Origin of the sequence: Pandoraea sp. XJJ-1 (assembly GCF_026802345.1) — a bacterium.
GTDB lineage: Bacteria > Pseudomonadota > Gammaproteobacteria > Burkholderiales > Burkholderiaceae > Pandoraea > Pandoraea cepalis.
Genome location: NZ_CP113827.1, coordinates 95,656 through 110,558, shown reverse-complemented (window position 1 = coordinate 110,558; position 14,903 = coordinate 95,656). Strand labels below are relative to the sequence as shown.

14 protein-coding genes are annotated in these 14,903 nt (G+C 63.8%); 7 read left to right on the top strand and 7 right to left on the bottom strand.

Going from position 1 to position 14,903, the window contains the following annotated elements:
- Positions 1-200: 200 nt before the first annotated feature.
- Entirely contained in the window at positions 201-1,094 is an 894-nt protein-coding gene (locus tag OYT13_RS00420; protein WP_017233697.1) for a LysR family transcriptional regulator, read from the top strand.
- 49 nt (positions 1,095-1,143) lie between these two features.
- On the top strand, positions 1,144-1,521 hold the full coding sequence (locus OYT13_RS00415; RefSeq protein ID WP_017233698.1) for a hypothetical protein: 378 nt from the start codon (positions 1,144-1,146) through the stop codon (positions 1,519-1,521).
- Between the two features lie 54 nt (positions 1,522-1,575).
- Here the strand turns inward: OYT13_RS00415 and OYT13_RS00410 are convergent, their stop codons facing one another.
- Positions 1,576-1,929, bottom strand: a complete 354-nt coding sequence (locus OYT13_RS00410) for a DUF2288 domain-containing protein (RefSeq protein ID WP_017233699.1) — start codon at positions 1,927-1,929, stop codon at positions 1,576-1,578.
- A 191-nt stretch (positions 1,930-2,120) separates the two neighbouring features.
- Here OYT13_RS00410 and OYT13_RS00405 point away from each other — a divergent pair, with 191 nt between their 5' ends.
- Positions 2,121-2,543 carry a hypothetical protein gene (locus OYT13_RS00405; protein ID WP_017233700.1) on the top strand — a complete coding sequence of 141 codons (423 nt, stop codon included), beginning with the start codon at positions 2,121-2,123 and terminating at the stop codon, positions 2,541-2,543.
- A 134-nt stretch (positions 2,544-2,677) separates the two neighbouring features.
- Here the strand turns inward: OYT13_RS00405 and OYT13_RS00400 are convergent, their stop codons facing one another.
- Together OYT13_RS00400 and pepE are read right to left on the bottom strand one after the other, a co-directional pair.
- Complete coding sequence (locus OYT13_RS00400) at positions 2,678-3,580, bottom strand: DMT family transporter (RefSeq protein WP_261939435.1); 903 nt, start codon at positions 3,578-3,580, stop codon at positions 2,678-2,680.
- A gap of 28 nt (positions 3,581-3,608) precedes the next feature.
- Positions 3,609-4,322, bottom strand: coding sequence for a dipeptidase PepE (gene pepE, locus OYT13_RS00395; protein ID WP_261939436.1), 714 nt, complete (start codon positions 4,320-4,322; stop codon positions 3,609-3,611).
- Positions 4,323-4,784: 462 nt separating this feature from the next.
- Here pepE and OYT13_RS00390 point away from each other — a divergent pair, with 462 nt between their 5' ends.
- The 3 genes from OYT13_RS00390 to OYT13_RS00380 all read left to right on the top strand — a co-directional run bounded on the left by OYT13_RS00390 (position 4,785) and on the right by OYT13_RS00380 (position 9,335).
- Complete coding sequence (locus tag OYT13_RS00390) at positions 4,785-6,965, top strand: malate synthase G (protein WP_268567120.1); 2,181 nt, start codon at positions 4,785-4,787, stop codon at positions 6,963-6,965.
- Positions 6,966-7,060: 95 nt separating this feature from the next.
- Positions 7,061-8,338 carry a DUF445 domain-containing protein gene (locus tag OYT13_RS00385; RefSeq protein WP_268567119.1) on the top strand — a complete coding sequence of 426 codons (1,278 nt, stop codon included), beginning with the start codon at positions 7,061-7,063 and terminating at the stop codon, positions 8,336-8,338.
- Between the two features lie 751 nt (positions 8,339-9,089).
- Positions 9,090-9,335, top strand: a complete 246-nt coding sequence (locus tag OYT13_RS00380) for a hypothetical protein (RefSeq protein WP_017233708.1) — start codon at positions 9,090-9,092, stop codon at positions 9,333-9,335.
- A gap of 99 nt (positions 9,336-9,434) precedes the next feature.
- On the opposite strand, the gene OYT13_RS00375 is transcribed toward OYT13_RS00380, so the two are convergent.
- Entirely contained in the window at positions 9,435-10,742 is a 1,308-nt protein-coding gene (locus tag OYT13_RS00375; RefSeq protein WP_268567118.1) for an MFS transporter, read from the bottom strand.
- 200 nt (positions 10,743-10,942) lie between these two features.
- Positions 10,943-12,040, bottom strand: a complete 1,098-nt coding sequence (gene psrA / locus OYT13_RS00370) for an iron-containing alcohol dehydrogenase PsrA (protein WP_026131907.1) — start codon at positions 12,038-12,040, stop codon at positions 10,943-10,945.
- A gap of 148 nt (positions 12,041-12,188) precedes the next feature.
- On the opposite strand from psrA, the gene OYT13_RS00365 reads away from it, so the two are divergent.
- Positions 12,189-13,052 carry a LysR substrate-binding domain-containing protein gene (locus OYT13_RS00365; protein WP_150605927.1) on the top strand — a complete coding sequence of 288 codons (864 nt, stop codon included), beginning with the start codon at positions 12,189-12,191 and terminating at the stop codon, positions 13,050-13,052.
- A gap of 63 nt (positions 13,053-13,115) precedes the next feature.
- Here the strand turns inward: OYT13_RS00365 and OYT13_RS00360 are convergent, their stop codons facing one another.
- Together OYT13_RS00360 and OYT13_RS00355 are read right to left on the bottom strand one after the other, a co-directional pair.
- Positions 13,116-13,967: an undecaprenyl-diphosphate phosphatase gene (locus tag OYT13_RS00360; RefSeq protein WP_261939439.1), complete on the bottom strand. Its 852-nt coding sequence runs from the start codon at positions 13,965-13,967 to the stop codon at positions 13,116-13,118.
- A gap of 416 nt (positions 13,968-14,383) precedes the next feature.
- A complete protein-coding gene (locus OYT13_RS00355; protein ID WP_017233713.1) occupies positions 14,384-14,686 on the bottom strand; it encodes a DUF4148 domain-containing protein in 303 nt (100 codons plus the stop codon).
- Positions 14,687-14,903 lie beyond the last annotated feature (217 nt).

The window sequence follows — 14,903 nt, the reverse complement described above, 5'->3', positions numbered from 1 at the left end:
CGTTCGTTCATGTGTGACGGTGCGCGGCCCGCAGGCACACGGCTCATAGGGGAAGAGGGGGGAGTCGCGGCGTCCGACGCGTGCCGATGCACAGTTCGGGCCACCATGAACCGCATCCTACGGATAGACATTGCATCGGAAAAGCGGGAAAATTCGATGCCGTATATCGTGTTTTCCGGATCATCATCGCAAGGGCCACCATGAACCCCCGCGCCTTCGACCTCACGCAGTTGCGTACGTTTATCGCCATCCACGACGCCGGCAGCATTTCGGCGGCAGCGGAGCAGATCTTCCTGTCGCAATCGACGGTCAGCGAGCAACTTCAGAAGCTCGAAGCGCGCGCCGGCCAGCCGTTGCTGGTGCGATCGCGCAAAGGCATGCGTCCGACCCCGGCGGGCACGCGGTTGCTCACCTATGCACGGCAGATCTCGGCACTGTCCGAGGCAGCGTTCGAGGATCTGCAGGGCGTGCTGCTCGATGGCGAGTTGCGCATCGCCATCACCGACTATTACCGTCCGCACGACGTCGGCCGCGTGCTCAAGCGATTCACGAGCCTTTACCCGCGCCTGCGGCTGCATGTGAGCGCCATGCAAAGCGCGCAGATCGAGCGCACCGCCCTGACCGGCGAACACTTCGACGTAGGGTTGGTGTTGCGTCTGATGAACGAGGATATCGGCCGTGGCGCGAAGGCGCTGGGCTACCGGACGTCGGGCACGCTGGTGCGCCGCGAGCGTCTCGTGTGGGCGATGTCGTCGACGCTGGGCGAGCCGCTGGGCGAGCCGCTGCCGCTGGTGACAATGCCGCCGTCATGCACGCTGCAAAGCCTCGTACTCACCGTACTGGAGCGGCACAACGTGCCCTATCGCATCTCCCACTCGGCGGCGGGCGTGGCCGGCATGCAGTTGGCGCTCGGCGCGGGGCTGGGGATTTCGTGCCTGAATGAATCGGCACTCACCCCCGATCTCGTCGTATGTCCACCGTCGCTTGGCCTGCCCCCGCTGCCGCGCGCGGAATTCCACCTGCTGCCCGGACGCGCCGACGAGACCGACCTGATCCGTCACGCCCGCAATGCGCTGCTGCGCCTGTTCGCGTGATACCTTTGCCCCCTGATCCCGATTTTGTCCGCTCATTGCGGTTGCCGTCATGCCGGAAGCCACGCCGATTCGTCTGAATTTCAACACCCGCCGCGCGCTGCTGTTCGCGCTGACGGCCGAGCGTCTGTCGGCCTTTTACGAACATGGGCAGTGGATGACGGACAAGCAGGGCGCGACGCTCGCGCAACTGTGGCTGTCGCGCTCGAAGCTTCAGCTACCGCTCGAAGAGCGCCGCCTGCTTTCAACGTTGAGCGACGATTTCGCGCGCGAACTGGCCGGCACGCTCTCGCGCGAAGCCGGCCTGTATACGGCGCATGAAATGACGGAATCGCTCGACGCGGACTATGCGTTTGCGTCGGCGGTAGCGCAGGATCTGTTGGAAGACTGCACGCGGCGCCTCATCGAGGCGGGAATTCCGGAATCATGACGGCGTAGCGAATTCGAGGCGTTGACGGGGTTTATCAGCGCGCGCGTCACGCCATCATGCAACGATGCCACGTTCCTGTACGAGCACCCACGGCGCGACAACCACCGCCCAAAGCTCCGGCGTGCGCGCGGAGAAATCGGCGGCTTGCTCGGCCTGCATGCGCTGCACCAAGGCCGACGATAGCCATTGAGACACGGTGGCCTTATCGTCGTTGGCAACCGCCTCGGCGACCGATACGAGGTCGACGCCGGGCGCCACATACAGCAGCACACCGCGCGCGAAGAACGATTCCAGATCCTTCCAGTCGATCTTGGCGGTTTCACCGAGCAGGCGCAAATAGACGTCGCTGGCACCGGACGCGGCGGCTTGGGAAGCTTGAACTGATTGGGCGGACTTGGGCGAATCCATGACAACGGGCTCCAGAGGGCGCGGGTCGACGACAACGACTGCGCCGGGCAAGCGTAAATAACGAAAACCCGCATTGTAATGTGCCCCGGCATGCGCGACGGTGGTAGCATCGGAACCCCACGTAGCGCGCCGGTGCCGCAGCGACATGGCACGACCGCCGCGGGGTGGCTAACGTTTTACCGAGGAACCGCATGTCCAAACAAAAAACCGATCCCAAGCTGGAACAAGCGCTGACGCGCGGCGATCTCGCCATGCGCCAGATCAACTCTGCCCGTGCGACCGCGCTGCTGCGCGCCCTGGGCGAGATGATCGTGGCAGCGTCGGCAACGATCGGCGTCGAAGCGGTGGTCGACGTGCCCAATGGCGACAAGGTCTACGACCCGGAAGAGGGTGTGTGGCCGCAGGCGCTCATGCTGTCGTTCGACGGCCCCATCGAAGAGGCCGACGAAGAAGAGCTGCGCACCGTACGGTTGAGCGCTGAAAAGTATCCGGAAACCTTCGAAGTGGTGTGGCACCGCGCCGATGGCAAGATGGGTCGCCATGAAGCGCGTCCGCTCGCGATGGTCGCGTTTCTGACCGACGTCGAAGTACCTTGGCTCGACGACGAAGCCTGATCCCGAATCGGTCCTGACACTGTCGCTGTCGCTGACGGTACGAGGGGGCGGCATCGCCGCTGTCGCGTGTGCTGCGTGCCGGTAAACCGCCGCCCGAGGCTCACACCTGGGCGGCGGTTTGGTTTGCGCAGGGGCTACACGTCGTAGCGTGCCGACGTTGCGCCATCCCCCGGTCGATCCCAGACTGCAATCACGAGTCCGATGGCGATGAAGCCTGCGCCGAGCAGGCCTTCCTGACTCAGCCGGTCGCCGAAGAGCGCGAATCCGAAAAGCGTCGCGAACAGGGGATCGCTGGTCTCGATGATCTGCACTTTGCTGGCCTGACCGCTCTCCACCGCCCGAGTGGTGAAATAGAAGCCCCCGATCGTTGGAAGCAGCACGAGCGCGCATAGCGTTATCCAGGCCACGCCGCTGGGCATGGCGAATCCCTCGCGCAGCAGGGGTATCGACAGAAAGGCACTGCCGAACCCGAACAGCCAGACGAGCTGCGGCAGTCCCGACCCGATCCTGAACCACTTGGCGAGGAAGATGAACAGCGCGTAGCCGCATCCACCGGCCAGCGCCAGGGCGATGCCCGCCGTGCTGCCGTCGATGCCGCTTTCGAACAGGCCCATCACACCGACGCCGAGGACGATTGCCAGAAAGGCGGCCGTCTTCCGACGCGTTGTCGTCTCCCCGAGAAACCGACCGGACAACGCGAGCGTCGCGCCGCCCGCCGCATACGTGAGGAACGAGACGAGCGGAATCGATGCGTGCGAGAACGCCGTCGTCTCGAAGTGGTAAAGGCTGAAAATGCCGAGAAACGCGAGACATGCAAACTGAGGCCAGCGACGGGCCAGCCGAACGGTCTGCGTGCCGAGATCGTGACGACAGGCACAGAGCAGCGACACCACGACGAAGGCACCGAAGCACTTCCAGAAGGCGATCATCGCGGGCGTGGCCCCTTGATCCAATCCGGTTCGCGTCAACACGCCGATCGTGCCGTTCAGAACGGCGGCGACCAGCGCGCAGACCTCCGGCCCCAAGCCGGCCGTCATCTGCGCGAAGGCACGATGCCCGCGCGTATCAGATCGACGCCAGCGCAAACGTGCGGCCCGTCGCGAGCTTGTCCACCACACCGCCCTGCTTGAAATGCAACGCGTCGAATTCACCGAGCACGGTGGCGTTCTCGCCCTGCACATGCAGCGCCGTACCCTCTGGAATGGCAACGACGCGTTCGTCCGGATTGATCGCCAGATACTCGGCCAGACGCTCCTCGCGCGATTCACCGTTGTGCCCCGTCGGCTTCCCACTGATGAAATGCGGATTCACCTGGAACGGAATCAGGTTGAGCGCTTTGAGCGTCGGCGGCTCGACGATCGGCATGTCGTTGGTCGTGCGAATGGTCGGGCACACCACGTTCGCCCCGGCGCTCCACCCCACGTAAGGCATCCCCGCGTTCACACGCTCGCGCAGCAGGCCCACGATGCCCGCGTTGTACAGGCGATCGAGCAGCACGAACGTATTGCCCCCGCCCACCACGACGGCCTGCGCCTGCTCGACGGCGGCGCGCGGATCCTTGTGATGATGAATCGACTCGAGGGCATAGCCCAGCCGCTCGAACGTCGGCTTCACGCGCGCTTCATACTCGTCGTAGCTGTACGTGATGCCCCCGGCGTACGGCACGAACAACACGTGTTTCGCGCGATCCCTGAGCACCGCATGCACCTGATCGTCGGCATGCGCCAGAAAGCCCTGGCTGCCCTTGCGGGAACTGCTCATCATCAAGATCTGTTTCACGACTCATGCCTCCAGGGCAGATGTTTTCGGGGGAACGGCCCGGCGCGGGCGCGTCGCGCACCTTCGGCGCAAACGGTGAGTGTACCCGTCACCTCAACACAGGCACGACGCACCTCGAACCGCGTAGCGGTCGCCGCCGCGTACGGCGCCCCCATTTCTCATGAAGTGAAATGCCATATCGAATGCTGCAACCGCACCACCCGCTTTCGGTATCCGACGCAAAGCCCCGTGGCGCCGGCCTCATACGCAAATCCTTATGCCGCCTATAAGTTGCGGGAGTATCACGACGCGAAATCCCGGGTTTCCGAGCGCCCGGAGAAGGATTACACTCAGGGTCTTATATAAGACTGCCCCTTATCGTCAACCACCCGGTCGTCATCCTCACGCCAACCGCGTGGGTGTCTCGGCAAGGTCACTGGACGAAATCGCGTCAACCTGGTTTTCAAACTCGAGTACAGCATCATGACTTCCACTTCCCAGCGTGGCGGCCTGACGGTCGCAGACAATCTGATCGCGTTCATCGAAAAGGAAGCCCTGCCGGGCACCGGTGTCGATGTCGATGCGTTCTGGAAAGGCTTCGACGCCATCGTTCATGACCTCGGCCCGAAGAATCGCGCCTTGCTCGCCGAACGCGACCGCCTGCAAAGCGAACTCGACACCTGGCACCGTGCCAACCCGGGTCCCATCGCCGACGCCGCAGCCTATCGCGCGTTCCTCGAAAAGATCGGTTACCTGTTGCCCGCGCCTGCCAGCGTGCAGGCCACCACGGCCAACGTCGACCATGAAATTGCCGAGCAGGCCGGTCCGCAGCTCGTGGTGCCGCTCTCCAACGCCCGCTACGCCCTGAACGCCGCCAACGCGCGCTGGGGCAGCCTGTACGACGCGCTCTACGGCACCGACGCCATCCCCGAAACGGACGGCGCAGAAAAGGGCACCGGCTACAACCCGAAGCGCGGCGAACGCGTGATCGCCTTCGCACGCGGCTTCCTCGATCAGGCCGCACCGCTGGCCGACGGCTCGCATAAGGACGCCACCGGCTATCGTGTCGAGAACGGCAAACTCATCGTCACGACCAAGACCGGCGAGACGGGCCTGGCCACGCCTGCCCTGTTCGTCGGTTATCAAGGCGACGCCGCGGCGCCGACGGCCGTGCTGCTCAAGCACCACGGTCTGCACTTCGAGATCCAGTTCGACGCCAGCCACCCGATCGGCAAGACCGACGCGGCGCATATCAAGGACGTGCTCGTCGAAGCCGCCGTCACGACCATCATCGACTGTGAAGACTCGGTCGCCGCCGTGGACGCCGACGACAAGGTCGACCTCTATCGCAACTGGCTCGGCCTGATGCAAGGCACGCTGACGGAAGCCGTGGAAAAGGGCGGCAAGACGTTCACGCGCCGTCTGAACGCCGACCGCGAATACACCGGCGCCAACGGCCAACCGGTGACGCTGCACGGCCGCTCGCTGCTGTTCATCCGTAACGTCGGTCACCTGATGACCAACCCGGCGATCACCGATCGCGAAGGCCGCGAGATTCCGGAAGGCATTCTCGACGGCGTGGTCACCGTGCTCGCGTCGCTGCATGACCGCAAGCATCGACTGAACTCGCGCACCGGCTCGATCTACATCGTCAAGCCGAAGATGCACGGCCCGGCCGAAGTGGCCTTCGCCGATGAACTGTTCGGCCGCATCGAAGCGCTGTACGACCTGCCGCGCAACACGCTCAAGATGGGCATCATGGACGAAGAGCGTCGCACGAGCGTGAACCTCTCGGCCTGTATCGCCGCCGCCGCGTCGCGCGTTGCATTCATCAACACGGGCTTCCTCGATCGCACGGGCGACGAGATGCACACCGCGATGGAAGCCGGTCCGATGATGCGCAAGGGCGACATGAAGTCGTCGGCATGGATCACGGCCTACGAGAAAAGCAACGTGCTCGTGGGTCTGGCCGCCGGCCTGCGGGGCCGCGCGCAGATCGGCAAGGGTATGTGGGCCATGCCGGATCTGATGCAAGCCATGCTCGAGCAGAAGATCGCGCATCCGAAGGCCGGGGCGAACACCGCCTGGGTGCCGTCGCCGACCGCCGCCACGCTGCACGCCCTGCACTATCACATGGTCGACGTGCAGGCCGTCCAGCAGGAACTCGAGAAGATCGACTACGCGAAGGAACGCGACACGCTGCTCACGGGCCTGCTGACGGTGCCGGTCGTGGCGAAAGCCGAATGGTCCGCCGACGAGATCCGCAAGGAGATCGAGAACAACGCGCAGGGCATTCTGGGCTACGTCGTTCGCTGGATCGATCAGGGCGTGGGCTGCTCGAAGGTGCCGGACATCAACGACATCGGCCTGATGGAAGACCGCGCCACGCTGCGCATTTCGAGCCAGCATCTGGCGAACTGGCTGCGTCACGGCGTCATCACGCGCGCACAGGTCGAAGAGACCTTCAAGCGCATGGCCGCCGTGGTCGACAAGCAGAACGCGGGCGACGCGCACTATCGTCCGATGGCGCCGAACTTCGACGACTCGCTGGCGTTCCAGGCGGCAAGCGCCCTGGTGTTCGAAGGGCTGACGCAGCCCAGCGGCTACACCGAGCCGCTGCTGCACAAGTACCGTCTGGAACTGAAGGCAAAGCAACGCGGGTAATCGCACGACGATAAGTCGATCGGTTCGCGGCTTATCATTGGACGCCCGACGGGGTAACCTGTCGGGCGTCTTTGTATTTTAGGAGCCGGCTGCGCATGGACCCCGCCATCGCCCTGCAACGCGCCGAGCGTCGCGCCCTGTGGTTTCTTGTGGCCGCGCTGGTGATCTTCGTCGCCACGCTCTTCATGCCGGAGCACTTCGTCACGGGCTGGATCCGGGCAGCGGCCGAAGCCGCGATGGTCGGCGGACTGGCGGACTGGTTCGCGGTCGAAGCGCTGTTCCGGCGCATTCCGATCCCAGGGCTCGCGCGGCACACGAATATCCTGATTCGCAAGAAAGACGCCCTCGGCGACGGTCTCGCCCGCTTCGTGCGCGAGAAGTTTCTCGACACCCCCTCGGTCGTTCGGCTCATCCGGCAACAAAACCCGGCGGACGCCGTCGCGCACTGGCTCGGCTCGTACGAGAACACGCGTCAGTTGAGCGCGGTGCTGGTGAAAGTGGCCAGCGGTGTGCTCGACGTGATGGACGAGCGCAACGTGCAGGCCTTTATCCGCCGCGCGCTCGACACGATGATCGACCGGCTCGACCTGTCGCAATCGGCGGCCGCCATGCTCGACACGCTCACGCGCGACGGCCGTCATCAAGCGCTGCTCGACGAGACGCTCGACTACCTCGTCGAGCTCCTCAATGAGCCGCAGACGCGCGAATTCATTTCGGCGCGCATCGTCGACTGGCTCAAGAGTGATCATCCGAAGAAGGAGAAGGTGCTGCCGTCGGAGTGGATCGGCAACAAGGGCTCCGACATGATTTCGGCGGCCGTCACCCGCCTGCTGGCGCAAATGGAAGCGGACGAATCGCATCAATTGCGTCAGGCGTTCGATCGCGCGGTCGCGGGACTGATCGAGCGGCTCAAGCACGACGCCGACTTCCAGGCGAAGCTCGACGCTTTCAAGACCCAACTGAAAGGCGACACCGCGTTGAACGCCTATGTCGGCGGTCTGTGGAACGAGTGGCGAAGCTGGGTGAAGCGCGACCTCGCGCGCGACGACTCGGTGATCGGCGCCAAGATCGCCGGCGCGGCCGCGTGGATGGGTCAGGAGCTGGCGCGAAGCGACTCGCTGCGCAAAGCGCTCGACGCGCAATTGCTGGATGCCGCCGAGCGCATGGCACCGGGGTTTGCCGACTTCGTGACCGAGCACATCCGCGCCACAGTGCATGGCTGGAATGCCGAACATCTGTCGCAACAAATCCGCCTGAGCGTCGGACAGGACCTGCAGTACATCCGCATCAACGGCACACTCGTCGGTGGACTGATCGGCGCCGTGCTCTATTTGATTGCCCAGGCACCGGTGCTGCTTTCGCGCGGCCACTGACGAGCATCGGCGTCGGACCGGGTAGCAAACGCCCACCGCTCAACCGGACTGAATCTGCCGTCGCCCCCCTTTTGCTGCGTTGCGCCGACCGTTGCACAAATACCGGCCAACCCTAGGGAAAACCCGTGGTTTTTTCGCAACGCAGCGGCGTTGGCACCTCGCGGATTGCCGAATTCCAAAAAACCAATGAAAATCAATCACTTAATACGAGCAATAGGGGTGGATGCCACCGGTCTGACGCGGATCACAGCACGAATTAGAGGGAAATGTCGCGGCGCGCAACAACTTGTTTGATCTGACGGGGTTTATCGCGAAGTGCGACAGCAGTAGAGTGACAACATGATGAAGTCAGTCGACGTCGTGGCTCGCAGGGTGCACCGCACCGCGGACGACGCCGGCTCGTACAGGAGCATTACCATGGCTGCCCTCGGTTCTTTCCTTCTGCTGGCGAGTGCCTCGCTGCTCACCGCGTCGTATCTGCGCAGCCGTGCCGCGCGTACGCGCCGTCAGCAAGCGCGCGTGACGCGTCGCTGAACGCTTCGACGCCAAGCGATACCGGGCGCATCACTGCGGCGCATAGTGTCTGAGCTCGTTGTCCTGCACAACGAATCAGGCTTTTCGACGTTTGATTGTTTCATTTTCAGCAATACTCCCTTCTCCGGGAGCGCATTTTTCTCCTTGCTGCGTGGGCGTAGATTGGCGCCAATGATGGCGCCCATGGTGGACGTCTCGCCAGACAGGAGAAATGAAAATGAAGTCCATTCTGATCGCTTCGGCCTTCGCTGCCGCGCTGTTGAGCGCAGGTGCCGCGAGCGCCGCCGAGAATGCCCAATCGGCTGCCCAACCGCAGCAACCCCAGACGCAAGCGCAAGTTCAAGTGCGAACGCAGGCCCAGCCGGGTGCCGTGGCCGCCACCACGCAAACGACGACCGTCGCCCCGGCCTATGAAGTCCCGGGCCGCGTGAATCGCGCCGGTTCGATCTACTTCGGTCAGTAAGCTGCGCAATAAAACGGCAAGCCGGGGCGCTGCCCACCGGCCTGCCGAATTCCCGATGCTCGGGCACCCCCACACGCCTCCCCGTCCCGTCGTTCCCCCTCAGTAGGTTCGCTTCATCGCTGCCGCACACGCGGCGGACAGGCATCCCACCGCCAGCACATACACCGCGATCCACCATGGTTTGTGACCGCCGTATTCGAGCAGCGTCGCCGCCACCAACGGTGTGATCGAGCTGGAAACGATTCCCGACACTTGATACACGACCGAGATGCCCGTGTAACGAACCCGCGTGTCGAACAGTTCGCAGAACATCGACGCCTCGGGACCATAGACGAACGCATATACAACGCCCAGCGGCACAATCACCGCGAGCGACACCCACCAGACGCTCGTCGCATAGTGCATCACCGCCAATGCCGGTATCGCCGACACGCCACAGGCCAACGCACCCCAGCCGAACACTCGACGGCGTCCCACGCGGTCCGACAGCTTCGCGGCATACGGAATCGTGACGATCAAGACCATGGCCGCGAGCGTGACCGCCAGCAGGATCGGCGTCTTCGGAAAGTGCAGCGTGCCAACGAGATACGAGATGGCGAACACCGCATAGACATTGAACACCACGCCATCGATGTAACGCGCGCCCCAGCCCAGCAGCACGTTACGCCGGTAATCGCGCGCAATCTCCGAGAGCGGCACATGCGCGACGCGCTGACTGTCCTTGATGCGCGCGAACTCGGGCGTCTCCAGCACGCGCAGCCGGATGAACATACCCACCGCCACGAGCACCACGCTGAGCATGAACGCCAGACGCCAGCCCCATGCCATGAACTGTGCATCGGTCAGTGTCGACGAGAGCAGCGCGACCACACCGGTCGACAGGCACAACCCCACGGCGAGCCCGATCTGCGGATACGCCGCGAACCGCCCGCGCCGGTCGCGCGGCGCGTACTCAAACGCCATGAGCACCGCGCCGCCCCATTCGCCGCCCAATCCAATGCCCTGCAACAGACGCAGGAACAGCAGAATCAGCGGGGCCGCCATGCCAATACTGTTGTAGGTCGGCACCAGTCCGATCAGGAACGTCGACACCCCCATGATGGAGAGCGTGACAATGAGCAATGGCTTGCGTCCCAACCGGTCGCCGAAATGGCCGAACAGGATGCCCCCGATCGGCCGCGTGGCGAATCCCACCGCGTAGACCGTATAGGCGAGCGCGGTGGCAATGAAGGCATCGCCGCTGGGAAAGAAGAGCTTGTTGAAGACGAGGCCTGTCACGGTGCCGTACAGGAAGAAGTCATACCATTCGACGGTCGTGCCGATCAGGCTGGCCAGCGCGACCGTGCGCACCGCTTTTTCGGCGGAGACGGCATCGCTGCCGCCCACGCCCGTGAGAACCTGTTCCATTGCGCCTCCTGTTGATGCGCCGCGCCGTGGCGGCGCGCTGCGACGCACCGGTCTGCGCCGGGCGTCTGTCTCCTGGATGTCTCGGTGCCGCCTTTGGATCACGCGGCTATGTTTTGATGATGCGGATTACGGGGACTGCGGGTAAGACGCGAAAACACGCATGCGCGCGAACGCATACGACCGTAGCGGCCACCTGACGATCAGGCGGTGGCGCCGATGAAATTGCGTCCGCGCGGACCGTCGAGCGCGGCGGCGATCATCGCGCTCGATTCCGGCTCGGACACGCCATAGGCCGAAAACTCGGTCGCCACGCCCAAACCGTTGAGAAACGCGGTGAGCTTGTCCGGGGCGCGGCCAATGTCGCCGTCGAACACCTGCGCCAGCACCGCGTCGCGATCGACACGGCGGCCTATCGCCAGACGCATCACCGCCGGCAAGGTGAACGAGCACGCAATGCCGTGCGGGAGTCCATGTCGAATCGTCATGTCGTACGAAATGGAATGCGCCAACGCGGTCTTCGTGTTGGAGAACGCCATGCCCGCTTGCAGTGCCGCGAGCGCCGCCTGAGCGCGCAACGTCTCGTCGTCCAGTGACACCATCAGCTGCGGCAACACGCGCATCATGTCGCGCGCCGCCGTCACGGCGAAGGTGTCGGAAATCGGATTGGCGTTGACATTCCAGATCGCCTCGAGCGCGTGCGAGAGGGCGTCGAGCCCGCTTTGCAGCGTGATGGCGTGCGGCAGCGAGCGCGTCAGTTGCGGATCGACAATCGCCGCCTCCGGCCACGTCTCGGGTAAATGCAGCGAGTACTTCTTGTGCTTCACATGACGATCCCACAGCGTGGCCCACGGGGTGACTTCGCTGCCGGTGCCGGCCGTCGTCGGAACGGTGATGAGACGCTTGGTCCGCGATGGCCGGAAGTCGCCCCCCGCATCAAGCGCATCGACGAGCGTCGCAAAGCGATCATCCTCGCCCGCGACCATCAACAGCTTGGCCGTGTCGAGCGCGCTGCCGCCGCCCAGCGCCACGATCACCTCGCACTGGCCGTACCGCCGCCAGAAATCGCTGTACATCGGGGCGAGTTCGCGCACATCCGGGTTCGGGCTGACACGATCGATCGTCCCCGCCAGCCGTTGCCCGAGCAGCGCTTCGACGCGTCCCGTCATGCCGAGCGCCCGCGCTTCGGGCATGGTGACGAGCACAACCCGCCGCTCGCCGACCAATTCGGGCAACTGAGCAAGGGCACCCGCACCGAAGCGAACATCGACCGGATTATGGAAACGTGAACATGCAGTCATGGTGAGGAGGTGCCGCTGCACCCGCGGGCGCTGCGATCGATTGACGAAGATTGAGCTGGATTATGGTGAGGACCGTTCTATACTTCCAATTCACAATTTTTCGTTAAAGTATTGATAAAACCTATACCTCGTCACGGGAGCGTCATCGATGCGGATTACCCAACTGCGCTCGTTCCATGCGGTGGCGCACCACGGCAGCGTGACGCGCGCGGCCCAGGCGCTGCATGTGAGCCAGCCCACGATGACCACGCAGATTCGTGCGCTGGAGGAGACCTACGGTGTCGAACTGTTCTACCGGCACGGCCGTGGACTGACGCTCACGCCGACCGGAAAATCGTTGTATGCGGTGAGCCTGCGTATCTTCTCCGACGAAGCCGAAGCGCTTGGTCTGCTCAAGGAGCACGGTGAGCTACGCACCGGCGAACTACGCCTGGGTGCCGTCGGACCGCATCACGCGATGGAGATCGTGGCGGCATTCCAGCCGCGTTACCCCGGCATTCGCATTTCCATGCGGCCGGGCAATTCCGAAGAGATGATCGAGAGCCTGCTGGCCTACCGCACGGACGTGGCGGTGCTCGCGCGCTATCACGACGACGCGCGTCTGCATGCCGTGCCCTATCGCACGCATCCGGTCGTGCTGTTGGTGCCGCGCGCCCACCGCTTCGCCAAGCGACGCAGCGTGCCGCTCGCGGCGCTGGCTGACGAGCCGATGCTCATGCGCGAGCCGGGATCGACCACGCGTCACGCGCTCGAAGCGGCGTTGCAAGCGGCGGGGGTGACACCGACCGTGGCGATGGAGATCGGCAGTCGCGAAGCGATTCGCGAGGCGGTGATTCTGGGGCTGGGAATCGCTGCAGTGTCGGCGCGTGAGCATACGCCCGACGCGCGACTTGCCACCGTATCGATCAGCGACGCACGCGTGGAGACGACAACGGTCGTTGTGTGCCTGGCGCAGCGGCGAGCGTCGCGAGCGATTGCGGCGTTTCTGGAGGTCGTGGCGGGACTGGTGTAACGCCCGTGGGTATGGCGTAGGCAGCGCCTGGCACGCCGCCCACGCAAGACGTCACCTGACCGACTACAGATACTGGCTCGCCGCCAGCACGACGCCCGAGGCCACGAGGCAGTAGATGCCGAACAGATACCAGCGGCCGTGTTCGAGCCAGCGCGACAACCAGCGCAGCGCCACCAGACCGGCGAGGAAGCTGAACACCATGCCGACGAGGCTCGGCGTGAGCACCGTCATGTAGTGACCGGAGAACGATTGCGCGCCGCCCGACTTGTACAGGCGGTAAGCTTCCTTGACGATCACCGGTGGCGTGAGCACCACGGCCAGCGCGAAGCTGAATTCCTCGACACGGATTTTATCGAGCCCGCGCATCATCCCCGTCGAGATGGTCGATCCCGAGCGCGAGAAACCGCGGAACGGCAGGCACAAGCCCTGCACCGCGCCGATCCAGGCCGAGTCGGCACCGCGCAACGGGCGATCGCCCATCGGCGGACGCTTGCTGCCCGAAATCAGAATCAGGATGCCCGCCATCGCGAGGCCGCCGGAGATGATGTACAGATTGCCGAACAAGTGCTCGATCTCGGCGTGTTGGGAGCCACGCATCAAGACCTTCTCGATAAACAGCATCAAGGCCAGCCCGATCACGCCCGTGAAGCCCGTCGCGATGACGACTTGCTTCGCGTTATGCATGAAATCGTGCTTCGACGAGAAATAGCGCTCGCGCCACGACTTCCAGAAATAGACGATGACGGCGAGCATCGTGCCGGTGTGCAGCATGACGAGCAACAACGTCATGGCGGGCGCCGACGGGTCAAGACCCATCAGTTTCTCGGCCATGATCACGTGTGCCGAACTCGACACGGGAAGCAACTCCGCCACGCCTTGCACAATCGCGAGCACGAGCACTTGCAGATAATCCATGCGAAATCCTTGTGAAATGGGCAAGGAGCCTACGCCGGATACATGACACTTTCGTGACGATCACATGACGGCGGCGCCGGTTCCCTGCCCACCACCGGCTGCCGCGCATGATACTCCAACAGACGTGTCACGAAGCGAGCAAGTGAGCCGTTTCCGACGGACACCTTGGGTCAATGCGGCGCGACTTGCCCACCGGAAATCCACAGCTTGGTCACAGGTGCGCCACAGCTTACCCACAGGGTTATCGACAGATTTGTCCACAGGGCGCGACGCATCGCAAAGGGGGGAAGCACAAAACAAAATCGGCCACGCGATGTGGCCGATTTGTGATCGGAGGCAGCGACCCGGAGTCACGACGCGCCGCACAGGCGCTGGCTCACGGGAGGTGCCGCCGGTACTGCGGTGGGTGACGCGAATCAGCTACCGAAGTACGTGCTGCCGGCAAGGGCGAGGTTGATGATCGACCCCGGGGTCGCGGCTACCGCTGCAGCGCCCGAGTTGGCGATCGACTTCGGATAAACCGAATCGTGTTGCTGCAGCAGACCGGCTTGCTGGGCTTGCGCCAGCTCCTGACCGACCTGAGCGCGGGTCAGCATGCTGGTTTGCGGCACCCACGAGAATTCCGTCGGGCCGTCGAAGGCATCGCTGGCAAAGGCCGAACCGGCCGACACGGCCAACATTGCGGAAACCAGGGCTGAGGTAATAAGAGCGCGCTTCATGATGTTTTCTCCTGTCTGTTTGAGTCGCGGCGATGTTCAATTCATCGTCGACAATTGCAGTCTATTGGCATCGACATGCGCAATAAAGACGATATTCGTCCATATTAAATTGCTGAATATGAAATAATCGGGTTGACTTTGGGCGATTCTGCCCATCTCGGTGCGCGCACACTTACGCGCCCAATGAAAACGGGACGCCATCAGGCGTCCCGCGTCC

Bases quoted from the DNA above. Each gene is read 5' to 3' on its own strand.
- OYT13_RS00420 (WP_017233697.1), top strand. From the start codon at position 201: ATGAACCCCCGCGCCTTCGACCTCACGCAGTTGCGTACGTTTATCGCC.
- OYT13_RS00415 (WP_017233698.1), top strand. From the start codon at position 1,144: ATGCCGGAAGCCACGCCGATTCGTCTGAATTTCAACACCCGCCGCGCG.
- OYT13_RS00410 (WP_017233699.1), bottom strand. From the start codon at position 1,929: ATGGATTCGCCCAAGTCCGCCCAATCAGTTCAAGCTTCCCAAGCCGCC.
- OYT13_RS00405 (WP_017233700.1), top strand. From the start codon at position 2,121: ATGTCCAAACAAAAAACCGATCCCAAGCTGGAACAAGCGCTGACGCGC.
- OYT13_RS00400 (WP_261939435.1), bottom strand. From the start codon at position 3,580: ATGACGGCCGGCTTGGGGCCGGAGGTCTGCGCGCTGGTCGCCGCCGTT.
- OYT13_RS00390 (WP_268567120.1), top strand. From the start codon at position 4,785: ATGACTTCCACTTCCCAGCGTGGCGGCCTGACGGTCGCAGACAATCTG.
- OYT13_RS00385 (WP_268567119.1), top strand. From the start codon at position 7,061: ATGGACCCCGCCATCGCCCTGCAACGCGCCGAGCGTCGCGCCCTGTGG.
- OYT13_RS00380 (WP_017233708.1), top strand. From the start codon at position 9,090: ATGAAGTCCATTCTGATCGCTTCGGCCTTCGCTGCCGCGCTGTTGAGC.
- OYT13_RS00375 (WP_268567118.1), bottom strand. From the start codon at position 10,742: ATGGAACAGGTTCTCACGGGCGTGGGCGGCAGCGATGCCGTCTCCGCC.
- psrA (WP_026131907.1), bottom strand. From the start codon at position 12,040: ATGACTGCATGTTCACGTTTCCATAATCCGGTCGATGTTCGCTTCGGT.
- OYT13_RS00365 (WP_150605927.1), top strand. From the start codon at position 12,189: ATGCGGATTACCCAACTGCGCTCGTTCCATGCGGTGGCGCACCACGGC.
- OYT13_RS00360 (WP_261939439.1), bottom strand. From the start codon at position 13,967: ATGGATTATCTGCAAGTGCTCGTGCTCGCGATTGTGCAAGGCGTGGCG.
- OYT13_RS00355 (WP_017233713.1), bottom strand. From the start codon at position 14,686: ATGAAGCGCGCTCTTATTACCTCAGCCCTGGTTTCCGCAATGTTGGCC.